The organism is Citrobacter gillenii, from assembly GCF_013337685.1.
Classification (GTDB): Bacteria; Pseudomonadota; Gammaproteobacteria; order Enterobacterales; family Enterobacteriaceae; genus Citrobacter; species Citrobacter gillenii.
In genome coordinates this window covers 60,090-76,703 of sequence record NZ_SUQN01000001.1, presented here as the reverse complement: position 1 = coordinate 76,703, position 16,614 = coordinate 60,090, and the positions used below count along the sequence as shown (strand labels likewise).

18 protein-coding genes are annotated in these 16,614 nt (G+C 54.7%); 5 read left to right on the top strand and 13 right to left on the bottom strand.

Features of this window, described 5'->3' with window-relative positions; genetic code table 11:
* Nucleotides 1–187 precede the first annotated feature (187 nt).
* Entirely contained in the window at nucleotides 188–1,033 is an 846-nt protein-coding gene (gene sseA, locus FCH32_RS00355; RefSeq protein ID WP_096756169.1) for a 3-mercaptopyruvate sulfurtransferase, read from the top strand.
* A gap of 97 nt (nucleotides 1,034–1,130) precedes the next feature.
* Here the strand turns inward: sseA and sseB are convergent, their stop codons facing one another.
* The 11 genes from sseB to trmJ all read right to left on the bottom strand — a co-directional run bounded on the left by sseB (nucleotide 1,131) and on the right by trmJ (nucleotide 10,017).
* The gene (gene sseB / locus FCH32_RS00350) at nucleotides 1,131–1,907 is read right to left on the bottom strand and encodes an enhanced serine sensitivity protein SseB (RefSeq protein WP_137399750.1); all 777 of its coding nucleotides are present in this window, start codon (nucleotides 1,905–1,907) and stop codon (nucleotides 1,131–1,133) included.
* 109 nt (nucleotides 1,908–2,016) lie between these two features.
* Nucleotides 2,017–3,300, bottom strand: coding sequence for an aminopeptidase PepB (gene pepB, locus FCH32_RS00345; RefSeq protein WP_117343508.1), 1,284 nt, complete (start codon nucleotides 3,298–3,300; stop codon nucleotides 2,017–2,019).
* A 61-nt stretch (nucleotides 3,301–3,361) separates the two neighbouring features.
* Nucleotides 3,362–3,562 carry a Fe-S cluster assembly protein IscX gene (gene iscX, locus FCH32_RS00340; protein WP_003037694.1) on the bottom strand — a complete coding sequence of 67 codons (201 nt, stop codon included), beginning with the start codon at nucleotides 3,560–3,562 and terminating at the stop codon, nucleotides 3,362–3,364.
* Between the two features lie 11 nt (nucleotides 3,563–3,573).
* The gene (gene fdx / locus FCH32_RS00335) at nucleotides 3,574–3,909 is read right to left on the bottom strand and encodes an ISC system 2Fe-2S type ferredoxin (protein ID WP_003037690.1); all 336 of its coding nucleotides are present in this window, start codon (nucleotides 3,907–3,909) and stop codon (nucleotides 3,574–3,576) included.
* Between the two features lies 1 nt (nucleotide 3,910).
* Nucleotides 3,911–5,761 carry a Fe-S protein assembly chaperone HscA gene (gene hscA / locus FCH32_RS00330; protein WP_096756167.1) on the bottom strand — a complete coding sequence of 617 codons (1,851 nt, stop codon included), beginning with the start codon at nucleotides 5,759–5,761 and terminating at the stop codon, nucleotides 3,911–3,913.
* A 14-nt stretch (nucleotides 5,762–5,775) separates the two neighbouring features.
* On the bottom strand, nucleotides 5,776–6,291 hold the full coding sequence (hscB, locus tag FCH32_RS00325; protein ID WP_174360302.1) for a co-chaperone HscB: 516 nt from the start codon (nucleotides 6,289–6,291) through the stop codon (nucleotides 5,776–5,778).
* 79 nt (nucleotides 6,292–6,370) lie between these two features.
* Nucleotides 6,371–6,694: an iron-sulfur cluster assembly protein IscA gene (iscA, locus tag FCH32_RS00320; RefSeq protein ID WP_003835203.1), complete on the bottom strand. Its 324-nt coding sequence runs from the start codon at nucleotides 6,692–6,694 to the stop codon at nucleotides 6,371–6,373.
* 20 nt (nucleotides 6,695–6,714) lie between these two features.
* Nucleotides 6,715–7,101, bottom strand: a complete 387-nt coding sequence (gene iscU / locus FCH32_RS00315; protein ID WP_002913991.1) for a Fe-S cluster assembly scaffold IscU — start codon at nucleotides 7,099–7,101, stop codon at nucleotides 6,715–6,717.
* A 148-nt stretch (nucleotides 7,102–7,249) separates the two neighbouring features.
* The gene (gene iscS / locus FCH32_RS00310; RefSeq protein WP_096756165.1) at nucleotides 7,250–8,464 is read right to left on the bottom strand and encodes a cysteine desulfurase; all 1,215 of its coding nucleotides are present in this window, start codon (nucleotides 8,462–8,464) and stop codon (nucleotides 7,250–7,252) included.
* Between the two features lie 112 nt (nucleotides 8,465–8,576).
* Nucleotides 8,577–9,068, bottom strand: a complete 492-nt coding sequence (gene iscR / locus FCH32_RS00305; protein ID WP_115257780.1) for a Fe-S cluster assembly transcriptional regulator IscR — start codon at nucleotides 9,066–9,068, stop codon at nucleotides 8,577–8,579.
* A 217-nt stretch (nucleotides 9,069–9,285) separates the two neighbouring features.
* Entirely contained in the window at nucleotides 9,286–10,017 is a 732-nt protein-coding gene (gene trmJ, locus FCH32_RS00300; RefSeq protein WP_096756164.1) for a tRNA (cytosine(32)/uridine(32)-2'-O)-methyltransferase TrmJ, read from the bottom strand.
* A gap of 118 nt (nucleotides 10,018–10,135) precedes the next feature.
* Between trmJ and suhB the strand changes: the two genes are divergently transcribed.
* Complete coding sequence (suhB, locus tag FCH32_RS00295; RefSeq protein WP_096756163.1) at nucleotides 10,136–10,939, top strand: inositol-1-monophosphatase; 804 nt, start codon at nucleotides 10,136–10,138, stop codon at nucleotides 10,937–10,939.
* A 73-nt stretch (nucleotides 10,940–11,012) separates the two neighbouring features.
* Here the strand turns inward: suhB and FCH32_RS00290 are convergent, their stop codons facing one another.
* The gene (locus FCH32_RS00290) at nucleotides 11,013–11,993 is read right to left on the bottom strand and encodes a nickel/cobalt transporter (protein ID WP_174360301.1); all 981 of its coding nucleotides are present in this window, start codon (nucleotides 11,991–11,993) and stop codon (nucleotides 11,013–11,015) included.
* Nucleotides 11,984–12,622, bottom strand: a complete 639-nt coding sequence (locus tag FCH32_RS00285; RefSeq protein WP_137399747.1) for a DUF1007 family protein — start codon at nucleotides 12,620–12,622, stop codon at nucleotides 11,984–11,986. The genes FCH32_RS00290 and FCH32_RS00285 overlap by 10 nt, the downstream gene beginning before the upstream one ends.
* Before the next feature lie 413 nt (nucleotides 12,623–13,035).
* Between FCH32_RS00285 and FCH32_RS00280 the strand changes: the two genes are divergently transcribed.
* The 3 genes from FCH32_RS00280 (at nucleotide 13,036) to FCH32_RS00270 (ending at nucleotide 16,613) form a co-directional block, all read left to right on the top strand.
* The gene (locus FCH32_RS00280; protein WP_096756160.1) at nucleotides 13,036–14,019 is read left to right on the top strand and encodes an autoinducer 2 ABC transporter substrate-binding protein; all 984 of its coding nucleotides are present in this window, start codon (nucleotides 13,036–13,038) and stop codon (nucleotides 14,017–14,019) included.
* A 103-nt stretch (nucleotides 14,020–14,122) separates the two neighbouring features.
* Nucleotides 14,123–15,631, top strand: coding sequence for a sugar ABC transporter ATP-binding protein (locus FCH32_RS00275; protein ID WP_096756159.1), 1,509 nt, complete (start codon nucleotides 14,123–14,125; stop codon nucleotides 15,629–15,631).
* Nucleotides 15,624–16,613, top strand: a complete 990-nt coding sequence (locus FCH32_RS00270; RefSeq protein ID WP_135911599.1) for an ABC transporter permease — start codon at nucleotides 15,624–15,626, stop codon at nucleotides 16,611–16,613. Before FCH32_RS00275 ends, FCH32_RS00270 begins: the two co-directional genes overlap by 8 nt.
* Nucleotide 16,614: the final 1 nt, after the last annotated feature.

Here is a 16,614-nt window from a genome sequence, read left to right as displayed (position 1 = left end):
GGCCCGTTAGCTACGTAGAATCCCTATTATGCGTGAGATTTCAGGATGTGGAAGTCTGTAACCAATCAACGTTATCTGAATTTTCGTGAATAATGTCGATCCACCCTGACAAATCAGCCTCTTTTACTTGTCCCTTGACGGTAAACAGCCGACAATTTGCCGAAACCTGGTAAAAATGGAGATGCCTATGACCACCGCCTTCTTTGTCGCTGCCGACTGGCTTGTCGAACACATTGACGATCCGGAAATACAGATTCTTGATGCCCGGATGGCGCCTCCAGGGCAGGAAGATCGTGATGTTGGCGAGGAGTATCGCGCTGGCCATATCCCTGGCGCGGTCTTTTTTGATATCGAAGCGCTCTCCGACCATACCTCAGCGTTACCGCATATGATGCCACGCCCGGAGGCGTTCGCCGTAGCCATGCGCGAACTGGGCGTACATCAGGATAAACACCTGGTCATTTACGATGACGGCAATTTGTTTTCTGCCCCGCGCGCCTGGTGGATGCTGCGCACGTTTGGTGTGGAAAATGTCTCCATTCTGGCGGGCGGTTTCGCAAGCTGGCAGCGTGATGAATTCCCGCTGCAGGCAGGGAACGTTGATTTGTCAGAAGGCGAGTTTGACGCGACGTTTACGCCGGAAGCCGTGGTGCGAGTGACCGATGTCCTGCTGGCCAGCCATGAAAAAACCGCACAGATTGTTGATGCGCGTCCGGCTGCGCGTTTCAATGCGGAAGTTGATGAGCCACGTCCTGGCCTGAGGCGTGGTCATGTTCCCGGTGCGCTAAACGTACCGTGGACTGAACTGGTTCGCGACGGCGAGTTAAAAACCACCGAGGAACTGGACGCTATCTTCTTTAGCCACGGCGTGAGCTTTGACAGACCGATTATCGCCAGTTGCGGCTCCGGCGTAACCGCCGCCGTGGTGGTACTGGCGCTTACCACGCTGGGTGTCCCTAACGTGGCCCTGTATGACGGGGCATGGAGCGAATGGGGTGCACGCAATGATTTACCGGTAGAACCGATATTATAAGCTGGAAATGCCGGATGGCGCGTCGCGCATCCGGCCTACAAAATAGTGTAAATCGTAGGCTGGATAAGACGTATGCGTGGCCATTCGGCAAGGTCTTTTAGATGATCCGGTTCTGTTTAAAATCGCGCAGGAAACCGCCCCAGCGGCGCTCGTAGAACGGCGCGATGTGTTCGGTAATAAAGTGGCTGACCCCTTTCTCACCTTTCACCACCTGGCAGATATCAATCGGCTCATCACCCGGTAACGTATCGGTCGCTACGCTGCCCGTGGCATGAATAATCTCTTCAATATCGCCCTCGGCTTCAATGCCAATCAGCAGATTAGGCTGGGCATCCGGGCTGTCTTTAATCGAGCAGATAAACGCCCGTTTTACCGGCTTAATAGTTTTAAACAGCGTCGTGAGCGAGTCGATCATCTGCGCCGGAGGTTCCGCGACCTCGGAGAGGATCAGCGACTCGCCGCCTTCCAGCACTTCCTGGGTACTCAACGGATTGCCTTCTTCACCGAGCAGCAGGCTGATTTCACGCGGCATAAATTCTTTGCCGGTCGGCAGTTTGGCGTTGAGAAACAGCGTCGCACCCAGCGTCATTTCAAACAGCGTGCGTACTGGCATCACAACAAACGCCTGTTCGTCTTCAACAGCCTGCTGCAGGGCTTCCAGGGAGGTGAAAAACGGGATCACGGTGGTGCCGTCTTCTTTTTCCCAGTGCTGCAGATCCAGTGCGCTGTCTTCAACTACCGCCTCGCCTTCTGCGGCCGTACCCGGAACCCAGACGGTGGATTCCAGCAACGTGCGGAAAAAGGCCGGACGATGCGCAGGCTCCGTCGCTGCTTTTTCCAGCAACGTTTCTAATTCATTTTTTATTTCGGACATAAGATCACAAATTTTGTACATATGGGTTGTAGGCCTGATAAGACACACCGCGTCGCATCAGGCAAAATGCCGGGTGGCGCTTCGCTTACCCGGCCTACAAAAACACCTTTCAGGCAGTCAGCAGATTCGCGATGGTGCGCACACCCAGACCGGTCGCGCCCGCGGACCACTGCTCAACCGGTGCCTTGCGATAGGTTGCAGAGCAGTCGATATGCAGCCAGCCTTGCTGATAGTTTTCCACAAAATGCGACAGGAAGCCCGCCGCGGTGCTTGCGCCCGCAGGATAGGCCGCGCTGCCGGTGTTGTTCAGCTCGGCAAAGTTGGACGGCAACTGGTTACGGTGGAATTCCGCCAACGGCAGGCGCCAGAACGGTTCATTCTCCTGCGCCGCGCTTGCCATCAGACGGGCTGCCAGCTGGTCATCAAAACTAAACAGCGCATGGTAATCGTTACCCAGAGCTGTTTTCGCCGCACCGGTCAACGTCGCGGCATCGATGATCAATTCCGGTTTCTGCGCACTGGCGTCAATCAGGCCATCTGCCAGCACCAAACGGCCTTCGGCGTCGGTGTTCATCACTTCAACATTTTTGCCGTTGCGATAGCGAATGATATCGCCGAGCTTGAAGGCATTGCCGCTGATCAGGTTATCCGCACAGCACAGATACAGCTTCACACGTTTGTTCAGACCGCGAGTGATGGCAAACGCCAGAGCGCCCGTTACCGTGGCCGCGCCGCCCATATCGGACTTCATTGAGTCCATAAACGCGCTTTGCTTGATGCTGTAACCGCCGGAGTCAAAGGTGATCCCTTTGCCGACCAGGCAGGCGTAAACCGGAGCGGTTTTATCACCGGTTGGGTTATAGTCCAGCGCCAACAGTACCGGTGGACGTTCAGATCCACGACCTACCGTGTGCAGACCCATGTAATTCTGCTCGCGCAGATCTTCGCCTTTGGTGATGCGGTAAGAGACGTTATCGCACGCCACGCTGCACAGCAGATCAACCGCGCGCTGCGCCAGCTGTTCCGGGCCGAGTTCTTCCGCCGGGGCATTGATGGTGTCACGTACCCAGTCAATGATTTTCAGGCGGCTATCCAGTTCCTTCTGCTGCGCGTCGTCGAGCGGGGCCCACTCAACTTTACGGCTGCCTTTAGGTCCTTTGTAGCCCTGCCAGAATGCCCAGCTGCGCTCGGTGTCCCAGCCTTCGCCTTCCAGCTGAATATGTTTGATACCCAGACCGTCGATTTTCCGCGCGGCGCGCTGGATAAGGCCCAGATCGTCTTTTCCATTAAGGTGTAGGGTAATGCCGTCACTGTTAATGCTGTAAGTCGCTTTTTCACCCCAGCGCGCGTCAGCAGGCTGCGTGGAAAGCGTAATTTTCATGGCTTCTGTCATTTTATTTATCCTTATTTTCGCGCATACAGGAAAACGGGCCACCCGTGGGCAGCCCGTTGACTTATTCAGCTTCGTCCAGCCAGACCAGCAAAATGGCCTCAAGGATTTTTTCGTTCGATGCTTGCGGATCATCATCGAACTCTTCCAGGTCACAGATCCATTGATGCAGATCGGTGAAACGAACGGTCTTGGGATCGAGATCGGGGAACGCGTCGTACAGCGCCTCGCCGATTTCACGGCTGTCGGTCCACTTCAGTCCCATACTACCCTCTGTTAATGCTCACGCGCATGATTGATTGTGTAACGTGGGATTTCGACCACTAAATCGTCTTCGGTGACGCGAGCCTGGCAACTTAAACGGCTCTCCGGCTCCAGTCCCCAGGCTTTGTCCAGCATGTCATCTTCTTCTTCCGTGCTTTCCGGCAGGGAATCGAAGCCTTCACGCACGATGCAGTGACAGGTGGTGCAGGCACAGGATTTTTCACAGGCGTGTTCAATCTCGATGCCGTTACGCAGGGCAACGTCGAGAATAGTCTCACCGGTCTCAGCTTCCAGAACTGCGCCATCGGGACAGAGATCCTGATGAGGCAAAATAACAATCTTTGGCATATTAAACCTCGTCCACGGAATGGCCTTTCAGCGCGCTACGGACGGACTTGTCCATGCGGCGAGCGGCGAATTCCTGGGTTTGTTTGTCTACGTTTTTAATGGCTTGTTCGATAGCGTCAACATCGTCACCCTGTGCAACCTCGCTCAAATGCGCGGCGGCGGCGTCGATGGCCTGACGTTCTGCGGCGCTTAACAGCGCGGCATCAGCGTTCAACGCACCGGATAAACTCTCCAGTACGCGTGCAGCTTCGACTTTCTGCTCTGCCAGCATGCGGGCTTTTACATCCTGCTCGGCAAAGCTCATCGAATCCTGAATCATGGAAGCGATTTCGTTGTCCGTCAGACCGTAGGACGGTTTGACCTGGATAGAGGATTCCACGCCGGTGGATTTCTCCATGGCCGTGACGCTCAGCAGTCCATCGGCATCAACCTGGAAGGTCACGCGAATATGCGCCCCACCCGCCGGCAGCGCCGGAATGCCGCGCAGTGCAAAACGCGCCAGAGAACGGCAATCCTGCACCAGTTCACGCTCGCCCTGCATCACATGAATCGACATCGCCGTTTGGCCATCTTTGAAGGTGGTGAAGTCCTGCGCGCGGGCCACCGGAATGGTGGTGTTACGCGGGATCACTTTCTCCACCAGACCGCCCATGGTTTCCAGCCCCAGGGACAGCGGGATGACGTCCAACAGCAGCATTTCACTGTCAGGCTTGTTGCCGACAAGAATGTCCGCCTGGATAGCCGCACCGATAGCCACCACTTTGTCCGGGTCGATAGAGGTCAGCGGCGTGCGACCAAAAAACTCACCCACGCGTTCACGCACCAGCGGTACGCGTGTTGAACCACCGACCATCACGACTTCCAGAACGTCCTGCGCCTCAACGCCGGCATCTTTCAGTGCACGACGGCAGGCCAGCAGCGTGCGCTTAACCAGGGCGGAAATCAGTTCGTTAAAGGTTTCGCGGGTAACTTCACCCTGCCACCCGGCCACGTTAACCGTGACGGATTCAGCATCGCTGAGTGCAATTTTTGCGGCAATCGCGGCATCGAGCAGCTCGCGCTGTACGCGGTTATCGCTGCGATCGGCCACGCCCGCCTGCTCACGAATATAATCTGCCAGCAGATGGTCGAAATCATCACCACCGAGCGCGGAATCGCCGCCCGTCGCCAGCACTTCAAACACACCACGGCTCAGGCGCAGAATAGAAATATCAAACGTGCCGCCGCCGAGGTCATAGACCGCAATCACGCCTTCCTGACCCGAATCCAGTCCATAGGCAATCGCGGCAGCGGTCGGTTCGTTCAGCAGACGCAGCACGTGCAGGCCCGCCAGACGCGCGGCGTCTTTGGTACCCTGACGCTGCGCGTCATCAAAATAGGCGGGAACAGTGATCACCACACCGTCCAGTTCACCGGACAGCGCTTCGGTCGCCCGTGCGGCCAGTGCTTTGAGAATATCGGCGGACACGCGTACCGGATTGAGCAAACCCGCTGCGGTTTCGATCATCGGCAGGCCGTTTTCGCTTGCCTGGAACGTATACGGCAGATGCGGATAACGCGCCTGGATATCCGCGAGCGAGCGCCCCATCATACGTTTTACCGAACTGACGGTGTTTGCAGTATCCAGCGCCGCGTTGGCACGGGCATCGTAGCCGACAGCGTAGCCCTGCTGCTGATAGTGAACCACTGACGGCAGCAGGTGGCGACCTTCGTGGTCAGCCAGCGTTTCGGCCTGGCCGCTGCGTACGGTCGCGACCAGAGAGTTGGTGGTGCCTAAGTCAATGCCTACCGCCAGACGACGCTGGTGCGGTGCGGCACTCAGACCAGGCTCACTAATTTGTAATAAGGCCATTTTCGCTTCCGAAATTAAAAATCGAGCAGTTTTTCTTCGAGTTGTTCTGCACTGCTTCGCAGTTTATCGAGAAAACGCAGTTTACGCACGGTCTCAGCCGCCACGTCCCACGCTTCGCTGTCCAGCAGTTCGACCATCAACTGATGGCGAACCTGGTACATCTCGTTGATGCGTTTCATCAACGCATCCAGACGTTCACTGTCTTTAGCCTGTTCAATCTCGTCCAGCTCTTCGCGCAGCTCGAGTTGCTCCATCAAGAACGCGGTATCGCGCACCGTGTGCTGCTCGTTTCTGATATCAAAGCCGTGTAAAGACAGTAAGTATTCAGCGCGCATCAAGGGATGACGCAGCGTTTGCCAGGCCTGGTTGATCGTGGCGGACTGCGAAACTGCAGCAAGTTGTTCCGCCTGGGAACCGCTGGCAAATTTATCAGGATGATACTGACGTTGTAGATCCTGAAAACGGAGGCTCAGCGCCTGAGTATCGAGCTGATAGCAGGCCGGTAAGCCAAAGAGGGTGAAGTAGTCCATAACATTCTCAGGGGTAGCCTGTTAGAACAAACCCCACACGTAGCAGCAAGGCCACGGTGGGGTTTTCGGGTGACGCACGTTACACGTGGAAGCTTTCGCCGCATCCACACTCGTCTTTCACGTTAGGGTTAGTGAACTTAAACCCTTCGTTCAGACCTTCTTTGACGAAGTCTAACTGCGTACCGTCCAGAAATTGCAGGCTTTTACCGTCGATCACGACTTTAACGCCTTTGTCTTCAAACACGGTATCTTCAGCCGCCGGCTCGTCAACAAATTCCAGTACATAGGCCATACCTGAGCAGCCGGAGGTTCTCACACCCAGGCGCAGGCCAAACCCTTTACCACGGTTTGCCAGGAAGGTATTTACTCGCGCTGCTGCACTGTCGCTTAAGGTAATCGACATAATAAAACCTCAACTCTTAATTATTTTGCTTCACGTTTGCTTTTGTAATCCGCAATCGCGGCTTTAATCGCGTCTTCAGCCAGAATAGAACAGTGAATTTTCACCGGTGGCAGTTCAAGCTCGTCTGCGATATCGGTGTTTTTAATCGCCTGTGCTTCGTCCAACGATTTCCCTTTCACCCATTCGGTAACCAGGGAGCTGGAGGCAATGGCGGAACCGCAGCCATAAGTCTTAAAACGCGCGTCTTCAATGATACCTTCATTGTTGACTTTGATCTGCAACTTCATCACGTCGCCACAGGCCGGTGCACCCACCATACCGCTGCCCACGTTCTCGTCGCTGTTGTCAAAAGAACCCACGTTACGTGGATTCTCATAATGATCGATTACTTTTTCGCTGTAAGCCATGATGAATTCTCCTTATGTGTACCCTAAATAATTCGAGTTGCAGGAAGGCGGCAAGGGAGCAAATCCCCAGGAGCGTACATAAGTACGTGACTGGGGTGAGCGAGCGCGGCCAACGCATCTGCAACTTGAAGTATGACGGGTATACCGATTAATGATGTGACCATTCAATACTGTTGATGTCTACGCCCTGTTTGAACATGTCCCACAGCGGGGAAAGTTCACGCAGACGGCCGATAGACTTGCGAACCAGATCGATGGTGTAGTCAATCTCTTCTTCGGTAGTGAAACGACCTAAAGAGAAACGGATTGAGCTGTGTGCCAGCTCGTCAGTCATACCCAACGCGCGCAGCACGTAGGAAGGTTCCAGGCTTGCAGACGTACAGGCAGAACCGGAAGAAACGGCCAGATCTTTCAGCGCCATGATCAGCGACTCGCCTTCAACGTAGTTAAAGCTGACGTTAAGGATGTTCGGTGCGCCATGCTCGAGATCACCGTTCAGGTAGACCTCTTCCATGTCTTTCACGCCGTTCCACAGACGGTTACGCAGACTGCGCAGGCGCGCCATCTCGGTTTCCATCTCTTCTTTCGCGATACGGTAAGCTTCACCCATACCCACGATCTGGTGGACAGGCAGCGTACCAGAACGCATGCCGCGCTCGTGACCACCGCCGTGCATCTGTGCTTCGATGCGGATACGCGGTTTACGACGAACGTACAGTGCGCCGATACCTTTCGGACCGTAGATTTTGTGACCGGAGAAGGACATCAGGTCAACTTTCAGCTGGCTCAGGTCGATAGGCAGTTTGCCCACGCTCTGGGTCGCATCAACGTGATAGATGATGCCACGCGCACGGCACATTTCGCCGATAGCCGCGATATCCTGCACCACGCCAATTTCGTTGTTCACGTGCATAATAGAAACGAGGATGGTGTCATCACGCATCGCCGCTTCGAGTTCTTTCAGGTCAATAATGCCGTTACGCTGCGGGGCGAGGTAGGTGACTTCAAACCCTTCGCGCTCCAGCTGACGACAGGTGTCCAGCACGGCTTTGTGTTCCGTTTTGCTGGTGATGATGTGCTTGCCTTTTTTCTGATAAAAGTTAGCCGCACCCTTAATCGCCAGGTTGTCGGATTCGGTCGCGCCGGAAGTAAAGACGATTTCACGCGGATCGGCACCCACCAGGTCAGCAATCTGATTACGGGCGATATCTACCGCCTCTTCAGCATGCCAGCCAAAACGGTGAGAACGGGACGCTGGATTACCAAAGTTTCCGTCCAGGGTCAGACACTGCATCATTTTCTCGGCAACACGCGGGTCCACCGGCGTGGTTGCGGAGTAGTCGAGATAGATCGGTAATTTCATTGCTCTATAAACTCCGTACATCGCTTCAATGCAAGGAACCAGGCAACCGGCTGGATGTACGGCCGAGTTAACGGGGTGTCCAACACCCCGGCCTGATTCTAAAATACTTTTATTATGCGCGTAACTTAACGTCGATCGCGTCTTGCGTGCGGGTGCTGCGTGGAGCGTCATGCGTGTGCTGGCGACCAGACACATCCAGGACTTCCTGGTTATTCACCAGTTCACCCAACGTAATGTTGTTGAGAAAACCCGTCAGACGGTCGCTCAGATCGCGCCACAGCGCGTGGGTCAGGCACTTATCGCCGCCCTGACAACCACCTTTGCCCTGACAACGGGTGGCATCTACCGACTCGTCAACAGCGCTAATGACTTCACCTACTGCGATGCTGCTTGCATCTTTACCCAGCAGATACCCGCCGCCTGGTCCACGTACGCTTGAAACCAGACCGTTTTTACGCAAACGGGAGAATAGCTGCTCCAGGTACGACAGGGAAATGCCCTGACGTTCAGAAATATCAGCCAACGGTACCGGGCCCGTTTCGGAGTTGAGCGCAACGTCCAACATTGCGGTCACGGCATAACGCCCTTTTGATGTCAGTCTCATGTCTTACTTAGCCTCAAACTCGCCCCTGCCCGGGGTTTTTTATTGTAAAATGGGGGTATTGCATAGCAGGGGCAAGTCTGACATTCCCGACTAAATCAGTCAACTATTTACTTGACTAAATTAGTCAGGTATTTAACCTTCAGTGCCGTTTTCATTTGCCGGATAGCACTTCGCTTATCCGGCCTACAAATCGTGCAGCTATACGGCATCAAGACGCCTACTTTCCTTTATTCTGCTGCTCTATAGAAGCAAGCATTCCGCGCAGAATATTCAGCTCCTGGCTCTCAGGACGCGCACGCGTGAACAGACGACGCAGTTTGTTCATCACCTGCCCCGGATGGTTCTCGCGGATAAAGCCCGTCGACAGTAGCGTCTGTTCCAGATGACCGTAAAAACGCTCTAAATCATCGACCAGCGGATACTCGGTTTCTTCGTATTCTGTCGTCTTACCGCTTTCCTGCGTTGCCAGCCAGGCCATTCGCACTTCATAAGAAATGACCTGAACCGCCATCGCCAGGTTCAGCGAACTGTATTCCGGGTTCGCGGCAATCGCGACGTGATAATGGCATTTTTGCAGTTCGTCGTTGGTCAGCCCTACGCGTTCACGACCAAACACCAGCGCAACCGGGGTATTCGCCGCTTCGGCGACGCTTTTTAAACCGCATTCGCGCGGGTCGAGCATCGGCCACGGCAAGGTACGGGAGCGCGCGCTGGTTCCGACCACCAGACTACAGCCAGCCAGAGCTTCATCGAGGGTATCGACGATTTGCGCATTACCGATCACGTCGCTGGCACCGGCCGCCAGGGCGATGGCCTGGGAGTCAGGTTTGACCAGCGGATTCACCAGCCACAGATTGGTTAAACCCATGGTTTTCATTGCGCGGGCAACGGAGCCCATATTGCCGGTGTGAGAGGTCTCCACCAGCACAATTCGAATATTTTGCAGCATTGTCTTTCTTCGGCTAAAGATTATTCGGCCATATTATCATAAAACGAAGACATATACCGAACTCGCTGCTATACTCTGCGCCGTTTTCCCGTTCTTTAACATCCAGTGAGAGAGACCGATGCATCCGATGCTGACCATCGCCGTGCGCGCAGCGCGCAAGGCGGGTAATGTAATTGCCAAACACTACGAAACACCAGACTCTGTAGAAACCAGCCAGAAAGGCAGCAATGATTTCGTGACTAACGTCGATAAAGCCGCAGAAGCGATTATTATCGAAACAATCCGCAAATCTTACCCTCAGCACACCATCATCACCGAAGAAAGCGGTGAACATATTGGTGAAGATCTGGATGTTCAATGGGTTATCGATCCACTGGATGGCACCACCAACTTCGTAAAACGTCTGCCGCACTTCGCGGTATCCATCGCAGTACGCATTAAAGGCCGTACTGAAGTCGCCGTTGTTTACGATCCAATGCGTAACGAACTGTTCACCGCAACGCGCGGTCAGGGCGCACAGCTGAACGGCTACCGTCTGCGTGGCAGCACCGCTCGCGATCTGGATGGCACCATCATCGCCACCGGGTTCCCGTTCAAAGCCAAACAGCACGCGCCTTCTTATATGAAGATCCTTGGCAAAATGTACACCGAATGCGCTGACTTCCGCCGCACCGGTTCTGCTGCGCTGGATCTGGCCTATGTTGCCGCCGCACGCGTTGATGGTTACTTCGAAATCGGCCTGAAGCCGTGGGATTTTGCCGCAGGTGAACTGATTGCACGTGAAGCAGGCGCACTGGTATGCGACTTCACCGGCGGTCATAACTACATGTCAACCGGCAACATCGTTGCAGGTAACCCGCGCGTAGTGAAAGCCATGCTGGCGAACATGCGTGACGAACTGAGCGACGCGCTGAAGCGTTAATCAGTTGTGGTGCCGGATGCGACGCTGACGCGTCTTATCCGGCCTACATTTCATACTCATACCGCTTACTAACCTAAAACGGTCGTAATCCCCTTCCCACCGGCACCGCACTCACCCACATCACCACCGCAGCAACCACTAAAATCGCACCACCGGCCAGTGCCAGCGTGGTCCAGGCCATCTGTCGCCACAATACCGGCGCTTTATTGCCGCTGAGTTTCAGCGCCATCGTCCGAAAACTGTGTACCAGTAATGCCAGAGAAGTAATGGTCAGAGAGGTTCCCGCTGCCATCGCCAGCGCCGACGCCATGCCCCAGCCAAAGACGCCCACCACTTTACTAAACAGCAGCACCATTATGGCGCCGGAACAAGGGCGCATTCCCATCGAGAGAATGATCATCAGCCGGGCGCGCCAGTCATCGCCGCTTTGCAGCTGTTCCGGGTTGGGCACATGTTGATGCCCGCAACCACAGCGTTCATCATGCACATGATGCGGCGTGAAAGCGGTAAATGTCGGGCGACGCAGCAGCGCGCGTATTTTTTTTAACGCCCGCCAACACAGTAAAACCCCCAACACGCCGACCAGCACATAGCTGGCTTTCTCCAGCCAGAAACTGCTCATATGCAGTTGCCGGGCGGGCAGTTGCAGTACCGTGAGCACCACAACGACCAGACCGATCGCCACCAGCCCCTGCAATAAGGACGAGGCCAGCGTCAGCCCGATGCTCGACCTCAGCTTCGAGGGATGCGTCGCCAGCCAGGTGGTGATGACGATTTTTCCGTGCCCCGGACCCAGCGCGTGCAATACCCCATAAATAAAGCTAAACAGCAGCAGCGATCCGCCCGTACGGGTGGGATTGGCGGCCACCGCTTTCAGCAAGCCGCTCATCTGCTGGTTAACGTCCCGTTGCCAGAGAATACTTTGCACCATCACCTGCGGCCAGGCCTGCCAGATCCACAGCGCGCCACCGATCGCCAGCAGTAAAAAGAGCGCCAGTGGCCATAGCATTAGCCAGCGGCGTCTGGCTACGCGTTGTTGATAAACTACTGACATTGTAGCGTTACCGTCTGCGCAAATTGTTTACCCAACTCCATATCCTCCGGCGGCGCGTCTTCTTTATCCAGCGACTGCGCAAAGCTCAGCGTTTGTTCATTAGGCGTCGGGGTATGCACGCTAATCCGGCATTGCTTGCTGAAGCCCGGCGCCAGCGTGGCATCGCGGTCCTGGTCGTAACTCATATCCACGTAGTAGGTGGGATCAAACGTGGAAATACTATAAGTCTGTCCGGCAAGCGGCTGTGGTTGGGCCAACGGCAGTACAAACGTCAGCACCGCCTGATGTTCCTCGCGCTCCATGCCATATTCCGTCGGGCGATTTTTAAATTTTACCTTTTGCCCGTTGTGCCACACTTCGGTGAAATAGTGCTGTCCGAGGACATTGGCCATCACTTCCGCAGCCAGTTTTTTCCAGATCTCATCCCCCGGTTTGGCATTGCCCGCATCGTACAGCAGGTCAGCGGAGGTGATTTCATCCATCGTCCAGCGCATTTTCAACGCCACAAACTGGTTATTTTCACTCACCAGTTCGGTTTTCAGATGAATAAAACTGTGAGGATGCGCGCCCGCGCCAAAAGACAGGACGACCAGAAACAACGTGACAATGATGCGTTTAACACGCGGCATGATTTCTCCACAATAAATCCAGCCCGCCATCAAAAGGACGTCGTTGGCGAGAATACGCTGAGGATAGCATTGAACGATAAAATATTGGGCCCCTTTTCCGGTATCGATTCAGTTCTCAATTTCGAAAATTTGTTCATCGTTGGCAACAGAAAAAAAGAGGATTTACCGCATCCCTTTAATGCAAATGATAACAAAATGTTAATATTTAGTTTCATTTTAATTGGTTGATAACAATAAATTTGACTTCACACACGCGAAAACCCTCACATTTAACTAAAAATTAACTCAAATAGATCCTGTATTTTACAAAAATGGGCACAGATCACATTCACAGGATTTATGATTCATTCCCTCTTCCCTTCGTTGTTAACCTCACGCCGTGACATGCCCTGCCCCCTACTAAAGGTACAACTATGAAATTCAAACTCGCATTACTCAGTGCAACCCTGGTTTCTGCATGCATGTTGTCCGGCACGTCCTTTGCGGCGGAAAAATATGAAATTGCTGTGGTTGCCAAAGTCACTGGTATTCCCTGGTTTAACCGTATGGAGACCGGCGTTAACGAAGCAGCAAAAAAACTGGATGTGAACGCTTACCAGACCGGTCCGTCTACGCCAGACCCGGCTCAGCAAGTGAAAGTGATTGAAGATCTGATCGCCAAAAACGTGAATGCGATAATCGTAGTGCCAAACGATGCCAAGGTCCTTGAGCCGGTACTGAAAAAAGCGCGCGAGAAAGGCATTGTGGTCCTGACGCACGAATCCCCAGACGAGCAAATCGGCCAGTGGGATATCGAAACCATCGACAGTGAAAAATATGCGCAGGCCAACGTTGATGAGCTGGCGAAAAGTATGGGCGGCAAAGGGGGTTATGCCATCTATGTCGGTTCGCTGACCGTGCCGTTGCATAACGCATGGGCCGACTACGCGATTAAGTATCAGAAAGAAAAATACCCGGAGATGTTCGAAGTGACCTCGCGTCTTCCGGTAGCGGAAAGTATTGATAAGTCCTATTCCACGACGCTGGATCTGATGAAAACCTATCCGCAAATGAAAGGGATTATCGGCTTCGGTTCACTGGGTCCAATTGGGGCAGGCCAGGCCGTACAGAAAAAACGCGCCAAGGATAAAATTGCCGTCGTCGGTATCGCCATGCCAGCCCAAGCCGCACCTTACCTGATGCGTGGAGATATCAAAAAAGCACTGCTGTGGGACCCGAAAGATGCGGGCTACGCACTGGTGACGGTTGCTGACCAACTGCTGCAAGGCAAAGAGGTCAATACCGATCTGAGTATCGATGGTTTAGGGAAAGCCGATATCGACATGGAGAAGAAAGTGATCCGTTTTAACAAGATCCTCGAAGTCACCAAAGACAACGCGCAATCACTCGGTTTCTAAGGCTTTAGCCAACACCAGGGAACCTTAACGCCGACCGCCTGGTCGGCGCTATCCACCACACTCACACTCAGCGTCCGTCAGGACGCTCGCAGGGGTATTGTCCATGGCAGACACCACCGCATTTATCACTCTTGAGAATATCAGCAAACAATTCCCGGGCGTGCTGGCGCTGGATAACGTGAATCTGACGCTGAAAAAAGGCGAAGTTCACTGTCTGGCGGGCCAAAACGGCTGTGGCAAGAGCACCATCATTAAAGTGATCTCCGGGGTCTATCACCCTGAAAAAGGCGCGCAGATTTTACTTGATGGCAAGCTGTTCCATCACCTGACGCCACAGCTTTCTTCTCACTATGGCATCCAGGTCATCTATCAGGATCTGTCGCTATTCCCCAATTTTAGCGTCGCGGAAAATATTGCGGTTAACCGCTACCTGCCCGGCGGTGATATATGGGTACGTCGCGGCGCCATGAAACAACAAGCGCTGGCAGCCATGAAGCGCATTGGTGTAACCCTCGATCCGGACAAAAAGGTCGAGAAACTCTCCATCGCCGACCGCCAACTGGTGGCGATTTGCCGGGCGATTGCCGCCGACGCACGGCTGGTCATCATGGATGAACCCACCGCCTCGTTAACCCGTCAGGAAGTCAACGGCCTGCTGCGGGTGGTTAACGAACTGAAAGCCGCCGGCATTTGCGTGGTATTTGTCAGCCATCGTCTTGATGAAGTGATGGAGGTGGCTGACCGGATCAGCGTGATGCGCGACGGGAAACTGGTCGGCACGTATCCTGCCAGCGAACTGGACAGCCACGAACTGGCCTTCCTGATGACCGGGCAACGCTTCCATTACAGCCCGCTGCCGGAGAAGTCATTCGACTCCCACGAACCGTTGCTGGAACTGCGCAACCTGAGCCGTCGCGGAAAATACCAGAATATTAATTTGTCGCTGCACGGTGGTGAAATTGTCTCGATTGTCGGCCTGCTGGGCGCCGGGCGCACCGAGCTGTGTCTGAGCCTGTTTGGCATGACCCACCCAGAGAGCGGTGAAATGCGCATTAACGGTCAGCCGGTCCGGTTGCGTAATAACCACGATGCCATTCAGCACGGGATCGGCTACGTCTCAGAAGATCGCCTGACGCAGGGACTGATCATGGAGCAGTCGATCTACGACAACACTATCGTCACGGTCTTCGATCAACTGCATACCCGCAGCGGCCTGCTCGACCATGCTAAAGCACAAAAGCTGGTCGCTGATCTGATCCGCGAGCTGAACATCAAAGTGTCCGATCCGCACCTGCCGGTCAAAACGCTCTCCGGCGGCAACGCCCAGCGTATCGCCATTGCCAAATGGGTGGCGACCCATCCGCGCATCCTGATCCTCGACTCCCCCACCGTTGGCGTCGACATTGCCAACAAAGAGGGCATTTACCAGATTGCCCGCGATCTGGCCGAGCAGGGAATGGCGGTGCTGATGATCTGCGATGAGATCCCGGAAGCCTATTACAACAGCCACCGCGTGCTGGTGATGCGTCGCGGCAAACTGGTGGCGGAATTTAATCCTCATCAGTGTCGTGAAGAGGAGATTGCTGAAGTGGTCGAGGTCATCAATGAATAGTCTGCATTTCTCCCGTTTGCTCGGGCAACATGAATTCTGGCTGGGCCTGCTGGTGGTGGCACTCGCCGTAGGACTAAGCGTCAGTACCGATGAGTTCCTGTCGCTTGGGAACCTGACGGACGTCGCCACCAGCTACGCCATTCTCGGCATTCTGGCCTGCGGCCTGTTTGTGGTGCTGATTTCCGGTGGGATCGATATTTCATTCCCGGCGATGACCGCCATTGCCCAGTACGCGATGGCCAGTTGGGTGATCGGCCACGGCGGCAACTTTGCGCTGGCGCTGGTTATTGCCATTGCCGTCGGACTGCTGCTCGGGCTTATTAACGGCTTTCTGGTCTACTGGCTGCGCGTACCGGCGATCATCATTACCATCGCCACGCTGAACGTCTACTACGGCCTGCTGGTGTACGCCACTAAAGGTACCTGGCTGTATGGCTTCCCGGACTGGTTCATGAACGGCATCAACTGGTTCTCGTTCACCGCAGCGGACGGCTACGACTACGGACTGACCCTGCCCCTGCTGTGTCTGGCGGCGGTGATTATTGTGACTGCCGTACTGATGAACTATACCCGCCTCGGCCGCCAGGTTTACGCCATGGGCGGCAACCGCGACGCGGCGTCGCGCCTGGGTCTGAATTTGCTGAAGCTGCATTTCTACGTGTACGGCTACATGGGGATTCTGGCAGGCGTTGCCGCCGTGGTGCAGGCGCAAATCACCCAATCCGTCGCGCCCAACTCCCTGCTCGGTTTTGAGTTGACGGTACTGGCGGCGGTCGTGCTCGGGGGAACCAGCATGAGCGGTGGACGCGGTACCCTGACCGGAACGTTGCTCGGCGTTGTCCTGCTGGCCTTCTTACAAAACGGCCTGACGCTGCTGAGCGTCTCCTCTTACTGGCACACCGTGTTCAGCGGCGCCATTATCCTGGTCAGCATTAGCGCCACGGCCTGGAACGAAAAACGTAAACTGGCAAGGGAGCTTTGAG